Origin of the sequence: Sinomonas sp. B1-1, from assembly GCF_050474465.1 — a bacterium.
In the GTDB taxonomy this organism is placed as follows: domain Bacteria; phylum Actinomycetota; class Actinomycetes; order Actinomycetales; family Micrococcaceae; genus Sinomonas; species Sinomonas flava.
On sequence record NZ_JBCHVF010000002.1, the window covers coordinates 425,341 to 441,412 of the forward strand.

15 protein-coding genes are annotated in these 16,072 nt (G+C 69.8%); 12 read left to right on the forward strand and 3 right to left on the reverse strand.

Features of this window, described 5'->3' with window-relative positions:
- Nucleotides 1-2: 2 nt before the first annotated feature.
- Nucleotides 3-1,286: a multiple monosaccharide ABC transporter permease gene (gene mmsB / locus ACQ5BE_RS06570; protein ID WP_430296164.1), complete on the forward strand. Its 1,284-nt coding sequence runs from the start codon at nucleotides 3-5 to the stop codon at nucleotides 1,284-1,286.
- Between the two features lie 100 nt (nucleotides 1,287-1,386).
- Nucleotides 1,387-2,493: a substrate-binding domain-containing protein gene (locus ACQ5BE_RS06575; RefSeq protein ID WP_430296166.1), complete on the forward strand. Its 1,107-nt coding sequence runs from the start codon at nucleotides 1,387-1,389 to the stop codon at nucleotides 2,491-2,493.
- A gap of 36 nt (nucleotides 2,494-2,529) precedes the next feature.
- On the opposite strand, the gene ACQ5BE_RS06580 is transcribed toward ACQ5BE_RS06575, so the two are convergent.
- Nucleotides 2,530-4,410 carry a heavy metal translocating P-type ATPase gene (locus tag ACQ5BE_RS06580; RefSeq protein ID WP_430296167.1) on the reverse strand — a complete coding sequence of 627 codons (1,881 nt, stop codon included), beginning with the start codon at nucleotides 4,408-4,410 and terminating at the stop codon, nucleotides 2,530-2,532.
- Nucleotides 4,411-4,497: 87 nt separating this feature from the next.
- On the opposite strand from ACQ5BE_RS06580, the gene ACQ5BE_RS06585 reads away from it, so the two are divergent.
- From ACQ5BE_RS06585 to ACQ5BE_RS06595, 3 genes are all read left to right on the forward strand, one after another.
- Nucleotides 4,498-5,571: a Gfo/Idh/MocA family protein gene (locus ACQ5BE_RS06585; RefSeq protein ID WP_430296169.1), complete on the forward strand. Its 1,074-nt coding sequence runs from the start codon at nucleotides 4,498-4,500 to the stop codon at nucleotides 5,569-5,571.
- Between the two features lie 96 nt (nucleotides 5,572-5,667).
- A complete protein-coding gene (locus ACQ5BE_RS06590; RefSeq protein ID WP_430296170.1) occupies nucleotides 5,668-6,618 on the forward strand; it encodes a hypothetical protein in 951 nt (316 codons plus the stop codon).
- Between the two features lie 77 nt (nucleotides 6,619-6,695).
- The gene (locus tag ACQ5BE_RS06595; RefSeq protein WP_430296171.1) at nucleotides 6,696-8,168 is read left to right on the forward strand and encodes a hypothetical protein; all 1,473 of its coding nucleotides are present in this window, start codon (nucleotides 6,696-6,698) and stop codon (nucleotides 8,166-8,168) included.
- Nucleotides 8,169-8,324: 156 nt separating this feature from the next.
- Here the strand turns inward: ACQ5BE_RS06595 and ACQ5BE_RS06600 are convergent, their stop codons facing one another.
- Nucleotides 8,325-8,771, reverse strand: coding sequence for a DoxX family protein (locus ACQ5BE_RS06600; protein ID WP_430296172.1), 447 nt, complete (start codon nucleotides 8,769-8,771; stop codon nucleotides 8,325-8,327).
- Nucleotides 8,772-9,075: 304 nt separating this feature from the next.
- Nucleotides 9,076-11,298: an NADP-dependent isocitrate dehydrogenase gene (locus tag ACQ5BE_RS06605; RefSeq protein ID WP_430296173.1), complete on the reverse strand. Its 2,223-nt coding sequence runs from the start codon at nucleotides 11,296-11,298 to the stop codon at nucleotides 9,076-9,078.
- Nucleotides 11,299-11,469: 171 nt separating this feature from the next.
- On the opposite strand from ACQ5BE_RS06605, the gene ACQ5BE_RS06610 reads away from it, so the two are divergent.
- The 7 genes from ACQ5BE_RS06610 (at nucleotide 11,470) to ACQ5BE_RS06640 (ending at nucleotide 16,025) form a co-directional block, all read left to right on the forward strand.
- A complete protein-coding gene (locus ACQ5BE_RS06610) occupies nucleotides 11,470-11,742 on the forward strand; it encodes a hypothetical protein (protein ID WP_430296174.1) in 273 nt (90 codons plus the stop codon).
- 264 nt (nucleotides 11,743-12,006) lie between these two features.
- Entirely contained in the window at nucleotides 12,007-12,750 is a 744-nt protein-coding gene (locus ACQ5BE_RS06615; RefSeq protein WP_430296176.1) for an AfsR/SARP family transcriptional regulator, read from the forward strand.
- 123 nt (nucleotides 12,751-12,873) lie between these two features.
- The gene (locus ACQ5BE_RS06620; protein WP_430296178.1) at nucleotides 12,874-13,614 is read left to right on the forward strand and encodes a hypothetical protein; all 741 of its coding nucleotides are present in this window, start codon (nucleotides 12,874-12,876) and stop codon (nucleotides 13,612-13,614) included.
- A gap of 211 nt (nucleotides 13,615-13,825) precedes the next feature.
- Entirely contained in the window at nucleotides 13,826-14,026 is a 201-nt protein-coding gene (locus tag ACQ5BE_RS06625) for a hypothetical protein (RefSeq protein ID WP_430296179.1), read from the forward strand.
- Between the two features lie 94 nt (nucleotides 14,027-14,120).
- Complete coding sequence (locus tag ACQ5BE_RS06630) at nucleotides 14,121-15,464, forward strand: hypothetical protein (RefSeq protein ID WP_430296180.1); 1,344 nt, start codon at nucleotides 14,121-14,123, stop codon at nucleotides 15,462-15,464.
- A 73-nt stretch (nucleotides 15,465-15,537) separates the two neighbouring features.
- On the forward strand, nucleotides 15,538-15,738 hold the full coding sequence (locus tag ACQ5BE_RS06635) for a hypothetical protein (protein ID WP_344299503.1): 201 nt from the start codon (nucleotides 15,538-15,540) through the stop codon (nucleotides 15,736-15,738).
- Between the two features lie 98 nt (nucleotides 15,739-15,836).
- A complete protein-coding gene (locus ACQ5BE_RS06640) occupies nucleotides 15,837-16,025 on the forward strand; it encodes a hypothetical protein (RefSeq protein WP_430296182.1) in 189 nt (62 codons plus the stop codon).
- Nucleotides 16,026-16,072: the final 47 nt, after the last annotated feature.

A 16,072-nucleotide genomic window follows, 5' to 3' on the forward strand; every position in this document is an offset into this window, starting at 1 on the left:
CCATGGACGCCCTCAAGAAGCTCTTCGGCGGGAACACCCGCCAGTTCGGCATGATCTTCGCCCTCGTGGCGCTGATCGTGCTGTTCCAGATCCTGACCGGCGGTCTCACGCTGACCCCGGACAACGTGATCAACCTCTTCAATGGCAACTCCTACATTCTGATCCTCGCCATCGGCATGGTCCTCGTGATCATCGCGGGCCACATCGACCTCTCGGTCGGCTCGGTCGCGGCGGCAGTGGGGATCATCGTGGCCCTCGCCATCCGCGACTGGGGCCTCCCCTCGTGGGTCGGGTTCCTCCTGGGCCTCGCAATCGGCGCGGTGATCGGCGCGTGGCAGGGCTTCTGGGTCGCGTACGTCGGCATCCCCGCCTTCATCGTCACGCTCGCCGGCATGCTCATCTTCCGCGGCGTGAACCAGTACATCGGCAAGTCGAACACGATCCCCGTGCCGCGTGACTTCCAGACCATCGGCGCGGGCTTCCTCCCGGAGATCGGCCCGGACACGGGCTACAACAACCTCACCCTGCTCCTCGGGCTCCTCGGCGCGGCCGCCGTGGTCTTCTTCGAGGTCAGGAACCGCCGTACCGCGAAGGAGCTCGGGGCCGAGGTCCCGGAGCTGTGGGTGACCGTCACCAAGCTCGTCCTGATCTGCGGCGCGATCCTCTACGCGACCTACCTCTTCGCCACCGGCCGCCCCGGAACCTCGTTCCCCGTCTCGGGCATCATCCTCGGCATCCTCGTCCTGCTCTACGGCTTCATCTCGGCCAAGACCGTCATCGGACGCCACATCTATGCGGTCGGCGGCAACCGCCACGCCGCCGAGCTCTCTGGCGTGCAGTCCAAGAAGGTCAACTTCCTCGTCATGATGAACATGGCCATCCTCGCGGCCCTGGCCGGCATGGTGTTCGTGGCCCGCTCCACGGCGTCCGGACCGTTCGACGGCACCGGCTGGGAGCTCGACGCGATCGCGGCCGTGTTCATCGGCGGTGCGGCAGTCACCGGCGGCGTCGGCACGGTCATCGGGTCGATCGTCGGTGGCCTCGTCATGGCGGTCCTCAACAACGGCCTGCAGCTGCTCGGCGTGGGCGCGGACCTCACGGCCATCATCAAGGGCCTCGTGCTCCTCGCGGCTGTCGCGTTCGACGTCTACAACAAGACGCAGGGCAAGCGCTCGATCATCGGCCTGCTCATCCGCGGCGGTGGCGGCGGCACCGGCACCAAGGGCACCCCGCTCCAGCCGGACGAGACCACCAAGACCAGCGAGGTCCTGGCCAAGGACGCCTGAGGCACCCGGCCAACCACACGGCGTCGTGCGTCCGCGCGCGGTGCCGGCCACAAGTTCCCCACGAAACACCATCACGAACACACAGAAGAAAGCGGAGAACATGCGCATGTTTTCAAGGGCAGCCAGGGCCGTCGCGGTCGTTGGCATCGCAGCACTGGCGCTGACGGCCTGCGGCCGCTCGGAACCGAGCAGCTCCGGTGGGACGGGCGGGGCCAGCGGCTCCGGCGGCTTCGCCAAGGATGCGCTCATCGGGGTCGCGCTGCCGCAGAAGACGTCGGAGAACTGGGTGCTCGCCGAGCAGCTGTTCAACGACGGCCTCAAGGGAGCCGGCTTCAAGGGCGACGTCCAGTTCGCGAATGGCGGTGTGTCCGAGCAGCAGAACCAGATCTCGGCCATGGTGACCAAGGGCGCCAAGGTCATCATCGTCGGCGCGATCGACGGATCGCAGCTCGGCACCCAGGTCCAGCAGGCCAAGGCCTCGGGGGCGACCGTGATCGCCTACGACCGCCTGCTGAAGAACACGGACGCGGTGGACTACTACGTCGCGTACGACAACTACAAGGTCGGCCAGCTCCAGGGCCAGGCCCTCCTCGACGGCATGAAGGCCAAGAAGCCCAGCGGCCCGTACAACATCGAGCTCTTCGCCGGCTCCCCCGACGACGCGAACGCCAAGGTGTTCTTCGACGGCGCCATGAGCGTCCTCCAGCCGAAGATCGACGACAAGACGCTCAACGTGGTCTCGGGCCAGAAGTCGTTCGAGCAGGCCGTGACCCAGGGCTGGAAGGCCGAGAACGCGCAGAAGCGCATGGACACGCTCCTCGCCGCGAACTACACGAGCGCAGCGCTCGACGGCGTGCTCTCGCCGAACGACACGCTCGCCCGCGCGATCATCACCTCGGTGAAGGGCGCCGGCAAGGCCATCCCGATCGTCACCGGCCAGGACTCCGAGGTCGAGTCGGTCAAGTCGATCATGGCCGGCGAGCAGTACTCGACCATCAACAAGGACACCCGCAACCTGGTGAACAAGGCCATCGACATGGTCAAGCAGCTCCAGGCGGGCCAGAAGGTCGACGTGAACGACGAGAAGTCCTACAACAACGGCGTCAAGACGGTCCCCGCGTTCCTGCTCCCGCCGGTCATCGTGACCAAGGCCAACGCCAAGGAGGCCTACGCGAACGACCCGACGCTGAGCCAGTACACCAAGTAGCAGGGCTCAGGCACCGGGGGCCCTGCCCCTGGGCGTTCAGCGCACGACGGCGGCCGCTCCCCTTCCGGGGGCGGCCGCCGCCGTGCGTGGGCGCACCCGCCCGATGGCACGCAGGGCGTTGAGGATCGTGGCGAGGTCCACGAGCTCCTGGAGCAGGGCACCGGCGACGGCGGGCAGGGCACCGGTGAGCGCGACGAGCATGAGCCCGACGCTGAGCGCGATGCCCAGCCAGATCGACTGGAGTGCCACGCGGACGGTGTGCTGGGAGATCTCGACGGCCTTCGCCGTGCGCGAGATGTCCTCGACGAGCACCACGGCGTCCGCGGATTCGCTCGCGGCCGTGGAGCCGCGCGCGCCCATGGCGATCCCGACGTCGGCGGCGGCCAGGACCGGGGCGTCGTTGACGCCGTCGCCGACCATGAGGACCGGGCGCGGCTCGGCGGCGCGAACGATCTCGACCTTGTCGAGCGGCAGCAGCTCGGGCCGGACGTCCGTGACGCCCAGCTCCCCCGCGATGCTGCGCGCAGTGGTGGGCGAGTCGCCGGTGAGCATGAGGGTGTGCCCGACGCCGGCCGCCGCGAGCCGCTCGAGGGTCCCCTTCGCTTCGGGGCGCGGGAGGTCCCGGAGCACGACGACGCCGGCGAAGGCGCGGTCGACGGCGACGTAGACGGCCAGTTCGCCCGGCCCGAGGTCCGGCTCGTCGAGGCGGGCGCCGACCTCCGAGCCGACGTAGGCGCGCTTGCCGACCAGGACGCGGTGGCCGCCGACGTGGGCGAGGACGCCATTCGTCGCCGCCTCCTCGGCTCCCTCGCCCCGTTCGAGCACGAGGCCGCGGGCGACGGCGGCGTCGACGACCGACGAGGCGAGCGCGTGGGTCGAGTACTGCTCGGCGGAGGCCGCGAGCGTCAGGAGGGTGGCGGCGTCGAACGTGCCGGCAGGCCGGACGTCGACCAGCTCGGGGCGGCCGCGCGTGAGGGTGCCTGTCTTGTCGAATGCGACCGTGCGGACGCGGGAGAGGACCTCGATGACGGCCCCGCCCTTGACGATCACGCCGTGCTTCGCGGCCCGGCTCATGCCGCCCATGAAGGCCACCGGCGCGGCGATCAGCAGCGGGCAGGGCGTGGCGACGACGAGGACCTCGGCGAAGCGGTGCGGGTCCCCCGAGAGCCACCAGCCGAGGACGCCGAGGGCCAGCGAGAAGAGGGTGAACGGCACGGCATACCGGTCGGCGAGCCGGACCACCGGGGCCTTGCTCTCGGAAGCCTCCCGCACGAGGGCGACGATCTGGGAGAACTGGCTGTCCGCCGCCGAGGTGGTCGCCCTCACGAGGGCGGCGGCCGTGCCGTTGACGGAGCCGGAGAGGACGTCCTCGCCCTCCTCGCGGTCCACGGGCAGGCTCTCGCCGGTGAGGGACGACTCGTCGAAGCTCGCGGCGGCCGAGACGAGGACGGCGTCCACGGGGACGACCTCCGAGGGCCTCACGACCAGGAGGTCGCCGGGGCGGATCTCCTCGAGCAGCACATCTTCGACCAACCCGCCGTCCACCTGCCGGTGCGCGACGCGGGGAGCGCGGTCCAGCAGGGCCTTCAGCTCGCGCTTGGCGCGCCCCGCCGCGAAGTCCTCGAGCGCCTCGCCGCCGGTGAGCATGACGACGACGATGATCGCGGCGACGTACTCCCCGACCAGGAGCGTCGCGACGATCGCGGTGACGGCGAGGATGTCCAGCCCCCACTTGCCCTTCAGGAGCGAGCGGACCATGCCGACGGCAGTCCACGCGGCCACCCCCCCGGCGAACAGGCTCGCGATGATGCGCGCCGGCCCATCCTGGCCTGCGGCTGCCAGCCCCAGGGACAGGGCGAGGACGGCGATCGCCGCGACGACGAGCGGATTCTGACCGGCCACACCCACGATCCCCATGCTCCGATCCTGCCCCTGACCTCGGTGCGCGTCCAGCAAGGCGAGGCTGTCCTCGTCAGCCGCACCGGACGTGGAAGGATGGCCCGTATGACGCGTCACATCCAGCACCCGTGGCTGTCCCTGCAGACCCCGTCGGATCCGCTCGCCGCCACCGGCGAGACGCTGCGGTGGGGCGTGGTCTCCACCGGCGGGATAGCCAGGACGGTCACGCGGGACCTCACGCTGCTGCCGGACGCGAGCCTGCACGCCGTGAGCTCGCGCAGCGCGGACCGTGCGGTGCAGTTCGCCCGGGAGCTCGGCTTCGCGCACGCCTATGGGGACGAGGCCGGGGTCCCCGGGTACCGCCGCCTCGTGGAGGACCCGGATGTGGACGTGGTGTACGTGGCGACGCCGCATGGGCAGCACCACGAGGTGGCCAAGGCCGCCCTCGAGGCGGGCAAGCATGTCCTGGTCGAGAAGGCCTTCACAGTCACCGCCCACGAGGCGCAGGAACTGGTCGACCTCGCGGCGGCGCGGGGACTGTTCCTCATGGAGGCAGTGTGGAGCCGGTTCGTTCCGGGCATGCAGCGGGCCTTCGAGATCGCCGAGTCCGGGGAGCTGGGCGAGGTGCAGTGGGTCTCGGCCGATCTCGGGTTCCCCGCCCCCAAGGACCCTGCCAGTCGGCTCTGGGACGTCGCCGCGGGCGGCGGCGCGCTCCTCGACCTCACGGTGTACCCGCTGCTGTGGGCCATCGGGACGCTCGGCTTCCCCGACTCGCTCACCGCGGTGGGCACGCTCACGGACGACGGCGTGGACTCCCAGAACATCCTGACCCTCGCCTACAGCGGCGGCCAGCTCGCGGCCCTGACATCCTCCCTCCTCGCGCACGGACCGCGGACGGCCACCGTGGCCGGGACCGAGGGAGTGCTGACGACCGTCGGGAGCATCAACAACCCGACCGAGCTCGTGGTCCGCCGTGGATGGGACCCGGCCCGCGTGGAGAAGCTCGAGATCGTCGCGCGGGGGTACGTGTACGAGCTGCGCGAGGTCACCCGCTGCATCCAGCAGGGAGTCACCGAGAGCCCCACCATGCCGTGGCGGCACACCCTCGACACCATGCGCCTCTTCGACGGGGTGCGCGCGCAGCTGGGGATCAGCTACCCCAACGACGTCCGCCGCTGAGCGGGGCGCCCGCAGCTTCTTCTCCTCCGGCTCTGGACCTCCAGCGGCGGACCCGTTTAGCATGGCTGCCGTACGACCTCGTGGGGAGGAGGGCCGATGCGCACTGCCACACCGTGGCGAGTCCGCGCCGTCGCCCTTGCCCGCCACGCCGCAGCCGCCGCCGGCCTTGGCCTCGCCTGGCTCGTCGTCTCAGGCTCCCCCGCCTCCGCGGCGTCCGGCGACCTTCTGGGCGGCACCGTTGCGTCGCCGTCGTCCATTGTCTCCAGCGTGGCTTCCCCTGCCGTGTCGGAGGCTGCAGCCATCGTGAACGCCCTTCCCGCGGCGAGCCCTGCAGGCGGGACCCCGGGCGAGGCCGTCAGCAGTACGACCGCCCTTCTCGGTGCCGTCGTCGAGAACGCTCCTGACGTGCTCGCACCGGTGACGCATGGTCCCCTCGCTCCCGTTGCCCCCATCCTGGATCCCGTGGTCGGCGGCACCACGGCCGCGGTAGGCGGGGTGGTCTCCGCGGTGGGAGACGCCGCGGGCGGAGCAGTGGACGACGCCGCCCTCCCGGTCGCCGACCTGGCGACGCCGGTGGCCCAGATCGCCGTGGCGGTCGAACCGGCCCTGCCAGCACCCGTGCCAGAGTCCGTTCCGCCGGTCGGCGCCGAAGCTGAGGCGCCGGCCGCACCCGCACAGGCCGCGGTCCTAGATCCCGCACCGTCTGTGGGCCCTCGAGCGGTCAGCGCCCCAGCGCCCTGGTCGCTGACGTCCGGCTACGCCTTCACGGCGTTCGCTGCTCACCATGCCGCAGACGCGCTCTCGGGCATCGTTCCCGTGCTGCCTTCTGATGGGCAGCCGCTGATCTCGGTCCTTCCGCCGGCTCCAGCCCCGGGCTCGCTGGGGGGCTCGTCGTCCGGTCTGGGCGGAGGACCGATCGGAGCGGCGGCGCTGGCGGCCGCGTCGTTCTCCCTCGGGCTCCTGCGGCTCATGGGAGCAAGGCTGCGCCTCGCCGGCCCGCCGTTGCCGGCCGCACCGGCCTTCGATCCAGGCTCAACTCCCGACTAGAGGGGACGCGTCTGCCCTCACGCAGACCCGCATCCCCCGGCGCTCCGCGCCATTTCCGTCCTAGTCAGGAGAAGACTGTGAATACCCTCGCTCGAAGGGTGCTCCTTGGCACCCTCATGGCCGGAGGTCTGTTCGGCCTCGGCCAAGCCGCCGCAACCGCGGCAGACAACACGACCCTCACGACCGTCCCCACCGTGGCGGCCACCGCCCCCACCCAGCTCACCACCGACGGGCTCCTCACCGGAACCGGCGGCAGCACCGCCGGCAGCGGCACGGGCGCGGTCCTGGGCAACACGACCCTCACCACCGTCCCGGCCGTGGCGGCCACTGCCCCCGCCCAGCTCACCACCGATCGGCTCCTCGCCGGCACCGCCGGCAGCGTCACGGGCGGCACTGGCGGCAGCGGCACGGGCGCGGTCCTGGGCAACACGACCCTCACCACGGTCCCGGCCGTGGCGGCCACCGCCCCCACCCAGCTCACCACCGACGGGCTCCTCGCCGGCACCGCCGGCAGCGGCACGGGCGGCACCGCCGGCAGCGGTACCGGAGCGGTCCTGGGCGACACGACCCTCACCACGGTCCCGGCCGTGGCGGCCACCGCCCCCACCCAGCTCACCACCGACGGCCTCCTCACCGGCACCGCCGGCAGCACCGCCGGCACCGGTACGGGCGCGGTCCTGGGCGACACCACCCTCACGACCATCCCGGCCGTGGCGGCCACCGCCCCCACCCAGCTCACCACCGACGGCCTCCTCACCGGCACCGCCGGCAGCACCGCCGGCACCGGTACGGGCGCGGTCCTGGGCGACACCACCCTCACGACCATCCCGGCCGTGGCGGCCACCGCCCCCACCCAGCTCACCACCGACGGCCTCCTCACCGGCACCGCCGGCAGCACCGCCGGCACCGGCACGGGCGCGGTCCTGGGCGACACCACCCTCACGACCGTCCCGGCTGTCTGCCTATCGGCTCCGCTGTCCCTGACGACGAACGGTGAGGCCGCAGCCCTGCCCGCGGGCACCTGCGGCGGCAGCGCGACACCGGCCGCGACACCGGGAACCGGCACGCCCGCGGGCGACGGCACAGGTTCGGGCACCACGCCCTGCTCCTGCACCACGGGAACGGCGCCGGGGACCGTCCCGGATGCAGGCGCCGCAGCTGAGGGCGTTCCCGGAACCGTAACGCCTGTCGGCGCCGCGGACATCACCGCTCGTGCCACGACCGGCGCCGCGGCCGGTTCCGTTGCCGCCCCAGCACCCGTGCTGACGGGGGCAGGCGGAGCCTACGCTGCGGGCACCTCTTCGGCGGGGGCTGCCGGACCGGCCGCATCCACGCAGGCAGCCGGCGCGGGTGCAGCCTCGGCCGCACCTTCGGCGGCCGCAGCACCCGCGGCGGCACCGGCGGCCATGTGCCTGGCCTCCATGGCCGAGGACACCGTGGGCGGGGTCTCTCTCACGCTCGCTGCGCTCCTCGCCGCAGCGGCGCTCGCCATCGGCCTGACCCTTGGGATGGTCCTCGGCGGCACTGTTCGCCGCCGGGTGCGGGCCTGACAGAGTCCTCGTCGCCCGGGCTTGCCGGCCCGGGCGACGAGGACAGGTCCTCAAGCCGTCGGCGATCCACACAGCGCGCACGACGGCGCCCCGCACCTCGGGCGAGAAACATCGCCTGAGGCGCGGGGCGCCGTCGTGCCTTGGAACAGCCTTGGCTCAGGCTGCGATGGCCGCGAGACGACCCGAGCTGCGGCCGAAGATGGCGGCGCCGAGCGAGATGCGGCCCGGTCCGACGAGGGCCACCGCGGCGGCGCCGGCGGCGAGGACCAGCACGAGCTCCATGCCGCCCTTCTCGACGAACATGCCCGCCGAGACGTGGACGAGGAACAGCGCGCCGAGCATCTCGACGGCCAGGAGCGTCGCGGCCACGCGGGTCAGGAGACCGACGATGAGCAGCGCACCGCCGACGAGCTCGAGACCGGCCGCGATCGGCGCGGCAACCTGCGCGGCGGGGACACCCATCTGGGCAAAGGCACCCTGAGCACCCGGGATGGTGTACTCGAAGAACTTCTGCCAGCCGTGGGCGAAGAAGACCGCACCCAGGGCGATCCGCAGGACTGCGCGGGCGGCGTCGGCGAGGGCGGGGCTGGAAGTCGTGGCCATGGAGGCTCCTTGCTGTCGGTGGTCATCGGGATCGGTGGCCGCCCAGCAGGCGACACGCTGTTCAATCTTCAATTGAATCTTCAACCATTGTGCTGCCGTCGATGCATGGTGTCAAAGCGGCCCCGACTTCCCCCGCAATACTGTGCCGGAGATCACCGCAGCCAGACGGACGACGACGACGCCCCGCACCTCGGGCGAGTTGCTCGCCTGAGGTGCGGGGCGCCGTCGTGCGCGTGAATCGACTGCTCCAGAAATGTCGTTATGAGCCGTCAGAACGACACTTTCTCAGCAGTCGATGAGGGACCTACTTTCGGAGGCCGTCCACGACCCGGTTGAGGGTCGCCGAGGGACGCATGACCGAGGCGACCTTGGCCTCATCCGGGTGGTAGTAGCCGCCGAGGTCGACCGACGAGCCTTGGACTGCCAGGAGCTCGGAGACGATGGCCTCCTCGTTCGAGGTCAGGGCCTCGGCGACGGGCGCGAACGCGGCGGCGAGGTCGGCGTCGTCCGTCTGCTGGGCGAGCTCCCTCGCCCAGTACTGGGCGAGGAAGTAGTGCGAGCCGCGGTTGTCGATGGTGCCGAGCTTGCGGCCCGGCGACTTGTTCTCCTCGAGGAACGTGCCCGTGGCACGGTCGAGGGTGTCCGCGAGGACCTTCGCCGCGGGCACGCCCGCCTGCTCGGCGTAGAGCTCGAAGGACGGCACGAGGGCGAAGAACTCGCCGAGGCTGTCCCAGCGGAGGTAGTCCTCCTTGACGAGCTGCTGGACGTGCTTGGGCGCGGAGCCGCCGGCACCCGTCTCGAAGAGGCCGCCGCCCGCGATGAGCGGGACGATTGAGAGCATCTTGGCGCTCGTGCCCAGCTCGAGGATCGGGAAGAGGTCCGTGAGGTAGTCGCGGAGCACGTTGCCGGTCACCGAGATGGTGTCCTCCCCCTTGCGGAGGCGGTCGAGCGTGTAGGCGGTGGCCTCGGCGGGCGCGAGGATCTCGATCGTGAGGCCCTCGGTGTCGTGCTCGCCGAGGTACTCGCGCACCTTGGCGATGAGGTTGCGGTCGTGGGCGCGCTCCTCGTCGAGCCAGAAGACGGCCGGGGAGCCGGTGGCGCGGGCGCGGTTCACGGCGAGCTTGACCCAGTCACGGATCGGCACGTCCTTGGTCTGGCAGGCGCGCCAGATGTCTCCCGCCTTGACGGCGTGCTCGAGGAGGACGTCGCCGGCGACGTTGACCAGCTGGACGGTTCCGGCGGCAGGGATCTCGAAGGTCTTGTCGTGGCTGCCGTACTCTTCGGCCGCCTGGGCCATGAGGCCCACGTTCGGGACGGTGCCCATGGTGGTGGGGTCGAGGGCGCCGTGCTCGCGGCAGTCGTCGATCACGGTCTGGTAGACGCCCGCGTACGAGGAGTCCGGCAGGACGGCGAGCGTGTCATGCTCCTTGCCGTCCGGGCCCCACATGTGGCCGCCGATTCGGATCATGGCCGGCATGGAGGCGTCCACGATGACGTCGGAGGGCACGTGGAGGTTGGTGATCCCCTTGTCCGAGTCGACCATCGCGAGGGCCGGTCCGTCCGAGAGGCACTTCTGGATCCCGTCCTTGACGCCCTCGCGGACGTCCTCAGGGAGGTCGTCGAGGCCGTTGAGGATCGAGGCCAGGCCGTTGTTGGGGCTCAGGCCGGCGGCGGCAAGCTGCTTGCCGTAGGTGTCGAAGAGCTCGGCGAAATACGCCTTGACGACGTGGCCGAAGATGATCGGGTCCGAGACCTTCATCATCGTGGCCTTGAGGTGCGCCGAGAACAGGACGCCCTCTTCCTTGGCCCGGGTGACCTGGTCCGCGAGGAAGGTGTCAAGGGCAGCGGAGTCCATGAACGTGCCGTCGACGACCTCGCCCGCGAGGACCTTGATGCCCTTCTTGAGCTCCTTGACGGTGCCGTCCTCGAGAACGAGCTGGATGGTCAGCGAGTCGTCGGCAGGCAGCACGACGGACTTCTCGTTGGCACGGAAGTCGCTCTCGCCCATCGTGGCGACGTTGGTCTTCGAATCGGCGGTCCAGGCACCCATGGAGTGCGGGTTCTTGCGCGCATAGTTCTTGACGGAGAGGGGGGCACGGCGGTCCGAGTTGCCCTCGCGGAGCACGGGGTTCACCGCGGAGCCCTTGATCCTGTCGTAGCGCGAACGGATGTCCGTCTCCTCGTCCGAGGAGGGGTTGTCCGGGTAGTCCGGGAGGGCATAGCCCTGCGACTGGAGCTCGGCGACGGCGGCCTTGAGCTGCGGGACGGAGGCGCTGATGTTCGGGAGCTTGATGATGTTCGCCTCCGGCGTCTTCGCCAGGGCACCCAGTTCCGCAAGCGCGTCCGACGTGCGCTGCTCCTCCGTCAGGTAATCACCGAACGCTGCGATGATGCGCCCCGCGAGGGAGATGTCGCGGGTCTCGATGTCGATCCCAGCCGTCGAGGCGAATGCCTGCACGATGGGCAGGAACGAGTGGGTCGCGAGCATCGGCGCTTCGTCGGTATGCGTATAGATGATGGTGGCCATGGGTGGGCGCCTCCCTGTGGAGCTGCTTGTGCGGGATCTTCTTCCAGATCAACGGGTCCAATCTACCCGAGCCTTCCTCGCGTGGCAGACTGAGTCGTTTTACACTGTGTGACGTTCAGGTGGTACGCGCACCGGGGCCCTGCCCCCGGTCACTAGCTGGGGGCAGCACACATGACATCCGAGGCGTCGATGCCTTCAGGCAGCCACAGGGAGATCCACGAGGACCCGGAGGACTCGGCCGGGTTCGGCACACTCGTGCTCCGATCATGGCGGGAGCCGGACGGGCGGCTGCGAGTGCGGCTGCTGAGCGCCTCCGGCGCGGAGGCGCCTGCGAGCGTCCTCGTCACGGACAGTCCCGACTCGGTCCTCCACGCGGTCGAGGCGTGGCTGAAGGAGCAGGCGGGGGAGGATTCATCCGATGCGCGCCGCGCCGCTGGCGCGTGAGCCCGATATCGGGAGCCGAATAGCTGGTCCTTGAAGGAATTTGTCAATTGCACACCCGTTATTGACAGGCTCGTGACCGCGTCATCATCCTGATCGTACGCAGCAGCCGGGCTCGCGTTTGAACACTGCAACTCGCCGATCTTCGAGGGCGTCCTTGTCCTGCTGCCTGAAGTATCACGGTATGACGAGGGGATCAGTGCGGTGGTATGGCGAGTCCGTTTACTCGGATGCTGGCAACTCAAACGCGATGGAGAGACCGTTCAGGTGGGGCTCCGGCAGCAGCGGCTGATCGCCGCCCTCGCTCTGCTCGGCGAACGCCCACGGCAGTTCCTCTCCGGCCTGCTCTGGCCCGACAGCTCTGAGGCACAGGCCAGCGGCAACCTCAGGGCGGCCCTGTTCAAGATCAGCCACCAGCTGCCCGGCCTGCTCGACGACAGGACCGAACCGGTGGGCCTCAGCGGCTCGGTCACGGTGGACCTGCACGAGTTCCGCTCGCACCTGGCAGGGGCCGGGGCGGCAGGGCCAGCCGACGTCCCGGCGGACTTCACCGACGTGCTCCGCTCCGCCGAACTCCTGCCGGGCTGGTACGACGACTGGGTCCTCTTCGAGCAGGAGCGGCTGCGCGAGCAGCGGGTCCTGGTCCTGGAGTCCCTCTCCCGCCGGCACCTGCTGGACGAGGACACCGAGCGCGCACTCGACGCCGCCCGGTCGGCCGCCGCCATCGAGCCCCTGCGCGAATCCGCGCAGCGCCTGCTCATCGAGGTCCAGCTCCGGGCCGGCAACGCGGCCGGGGCCCGGCGCACCTTCATCGACTTCGAGGCCCGCCTCTGGGAGGAGCTCGGCGTCGAACCCTCCGACGGCCTCAGGAGCCTGCTCGGACCGGTCGCGATGGCGACCGTCCGAAAGATCGCCACGACCGGACCGGCCGAACCCGGCCGTTCGCGGGCAGCCCGTCCCGACCCGCGTCCCCGCGCCCGCCTCTCACCGATCGCTATGCGCCCCGCCTAGCGCACGACGGCGCAGCCTCACCTCCCCTGCCTCCCGACGCTCTGGCGCCGGGTCGGTCCGCCCTGCCCTGCTACAGCGCTCCGTCACCCTGTGCCTGAGGTGGCCCATCAGAAACGAGGATCCGTGAAGAACAAGTCGAAGTTCCTGTCAACGGCCACCGCAGCCGCTCTCACCGCCGCCGGACTGCTCGTGGTGCCGCTGGCGCCCGCGTCAGCCGCACCGGGGCAGAGCCAGGGCCAAGGCACTGCATGGGGGAAGTATCTCAACGTGACCTCACGGGCGGTCGCCAACCCAGCCCACAGGGTCGCCCTCGACTCCGCCGCCGTCTGGGGTCCGCTGAGGTCGTCCGACGACTCGCCGGCCTCGGCCACTGCGAGCGCTCAGGCCAACTGCTCCGGCTGTTCGGCCCAGGCGACCACCCTCCAGGTCCTCTCCTCTGCTCAGGCCGCCAACATCTGGGCCAACAACACGGCCAGCGCCTACACGACGGGAGACTGGGCGTCGTCGGCTGCGGTCTCGGTGCAGGTCGTCACGGCCACACGGTCGAACGTGATCATGGCCAACAACCGTGCCTTGTCGGTCAACGAAGGCTGCACGGGGTGCGCCTCGACGACGGCGGCGCTCCAGTACATCATCGTGGGCGGCAAGGCGGAGGCCCTCTCAGACGCAGCAAGGAGCATCGTGCGGCAGATCGAGCAGCAGCTGGGCTTCACCTTCCAGAGTGACTCATGGCGCCCCAAGAGTGAGCGGTCGGCGCGCGCCCGCGCCTCGGCGAATGACGCTGCCGAGCGGGCCCGTGCCGTCATTGCGGCCGACACGGGAGCCTCTGTCGAATCCCGTGTGGACGTCGACACGGAGGACTGAGCGCTTTCACGCGCTTCCCGGGGCCTCCCTCGGCTGACACAGCTGGAGGGGGCCTCTTCCGTGGAACGACCGATGAGGCCGCCGGAGTTTTCCCACGTCACAGCGATAACGCCCTGATAACGGGCGGATAACTCGCCACCGGATTGACTGGTGCCATCGATTGGATCAGCAATCGACTTGAATAATCCGCAACGCATCAGGAGTGATTGCAATGACCAAGCTGTCCACCGCCGACCTCGCAACCGAGACCGTAGAGCTGCTCCCGAGCCGCGACACGATGGTCCTCAACGTCCTCAGCGCCAACATCGCGGGCGTTGTGGCCGCGAACACGGCAGCCGCGCTCAACGTCGGCACGGCTCTCTCGGCAGCCACCGCCGTGGCTGGCCAGTCCATCAACGTCGTCCAGCTCTAGCGCCCACTGCGCCTCACGGGGGTGGCCGCCGCATCGCGGCCATCCCCGGAAGCGCATTCGACAGGCCTAAGCCGCACGGAGACAGGAGCAGGACATGACGCAGGAACTCGCAGCACACCCCACGCGCTGGCAGCGCGCGGCTGGTCTCGAGCTCCTCGGCCTCGTCTCTGGAACCGGGCTCAATCGCAGCAGCTATCTGGTGCGGCGCGCGGATGGCCAGGTCGTCCAACTCACCGAACTCCTCCACTGGATCCTCAATGAGGCGGAGCGACCGCTCCCCCCCACGGAGCTGGCCCAGCGGGTCAGCAACAGCTATGGCCGCGAACTCGACGTCGACGGCCTCACCCTCCTGGCCGAGTCGAAGCTCGAGCCGCTCGGCTTGCTCAAGCATCCGGGCACGGACGTTTCGGCTCCGGCGCCGACCGCAGCCCCTCTTCTGGCCCTCAGCGCGAAGACGACGATCGTGCCGCGCCGTGCGGTGGAACGCCTGTCCGGCCTCCTGAAGATCCTCTTCTGGCCACCCGTCGTCATTGCCGGGTGCTTGGCCCTCGTGGCACTCGACATCCAGCTCTTCGTCGTTGCCGATGCCGCCACCGCACTCACCGCCGTACTCATGACGCCCCAGATGATGCTGGCCCTCGTTGTCCTCATGACTGTGGGAGCCCTCGTCCATGAAGTCGGCCACGCAACGGCCTGCCGCTATGGCGGCGCGACCCCAGGCGTGATCGGCGTCGGACTCTACCTCGTCTTCCCCGCGTTCTACACGGATGTCACCGACTCGTACCGACTCGATCGTGCGGGGCGCCTCCGCACCGACCTCGGCGGCCTCTACTTCCACCTGTGGTGGGTGTTGTCGGCTGGAGCGGGCTATCTGCTCACGGGGAGCCCCTTGCTGCTCTTGCTCGTCATCGTGACCCAGCTGCAGATGGTGCAGCAGCTGCCGCCGGCTGTTCGCCTCGACGGTTACTTCGTCCTGGCCGACCTTGCGGGCGTTCCGGACCTCTTCTCGCGGGTCGTCCCTGTCCTCAAGAGTCTCGTCCCGGGACGCTCGCCGGACCCGCGCGTTCTCGAACTCCGGCCCGTCTCCCGATGGATCGTGACCTCGTGGGTCCTCATCATCATCCCGTTCCTGGGATTCGTGCTCGCGTGGGTAGCGATAAGCCTCCCCTTCATCATCAGCCAGGCCATCGGCGCAGCAGCGATCCATGCGCAGACTCTCGCCGTCGCCGTCGCCCTCGCACAGCCTCTCGAGGCCACCATGGCCCTCCTGGGGATCCTGCTTCTGGCAATGCCAACTGTAGGTGCGGTCCTGGTCCTCTCGAAGGTTGCCCTCTCAATCGGACAGTGGGCGGTGGGCCGTCTCCGGGTCAGACCTCCGCGCCCGCTCCCCCGGCATGCAGTCCCGTCCCGCCGGCTCAGGATCGGACGCCACAGCTAGACAGGCGGACTTCAGACGATCGCTCTCACTCGTTGAGAGATCCGACCCTCACGGTCGAAAGGAGGTGAATACCATGCAGAAGATCACCACAGCTGACCTCGCCGCAGAGGACATCGAGCTGCTTCCGAGCCGCGACACGATGCTTGCCAACCTCGGAAGCCTGAACTGGGCACTGGTGGGTGCGACCAACACCGCGCTGGCCGCCAATGTTCTGACCATCGGCTCAGTCGCGACCGCTGGCGCTGTCCAGAGCATCAACGTCATTCAGGGCTGAACGCGCACCCTGACCTGCCCGGCGTCTTTCGCCTCCCCTTGCGTCTGACGCCGGGCACCCTTTACCACTAGGAGCACAGTATGTCAGTTCGAGAATGTGTGGACATCAAGGAGGAGCATGCTGACCTCCTCCCCGCCCGCGACACCATGTTGACCTTCAACGTCAGTCCGACGATCAACGTCGCTCCTGTCATCGGAGTCAATATGGCTTTCGCCATCAACGCCGCAACGATCGGTTCAACTGCCGCGGCCACCGCGCTCCAGGGGTTCGGCGTCTCTGTTGGCTGACCCGGCTCTGGCCAGGAGCCGGCCCCCCGCGGGACCAGACCCCCGCG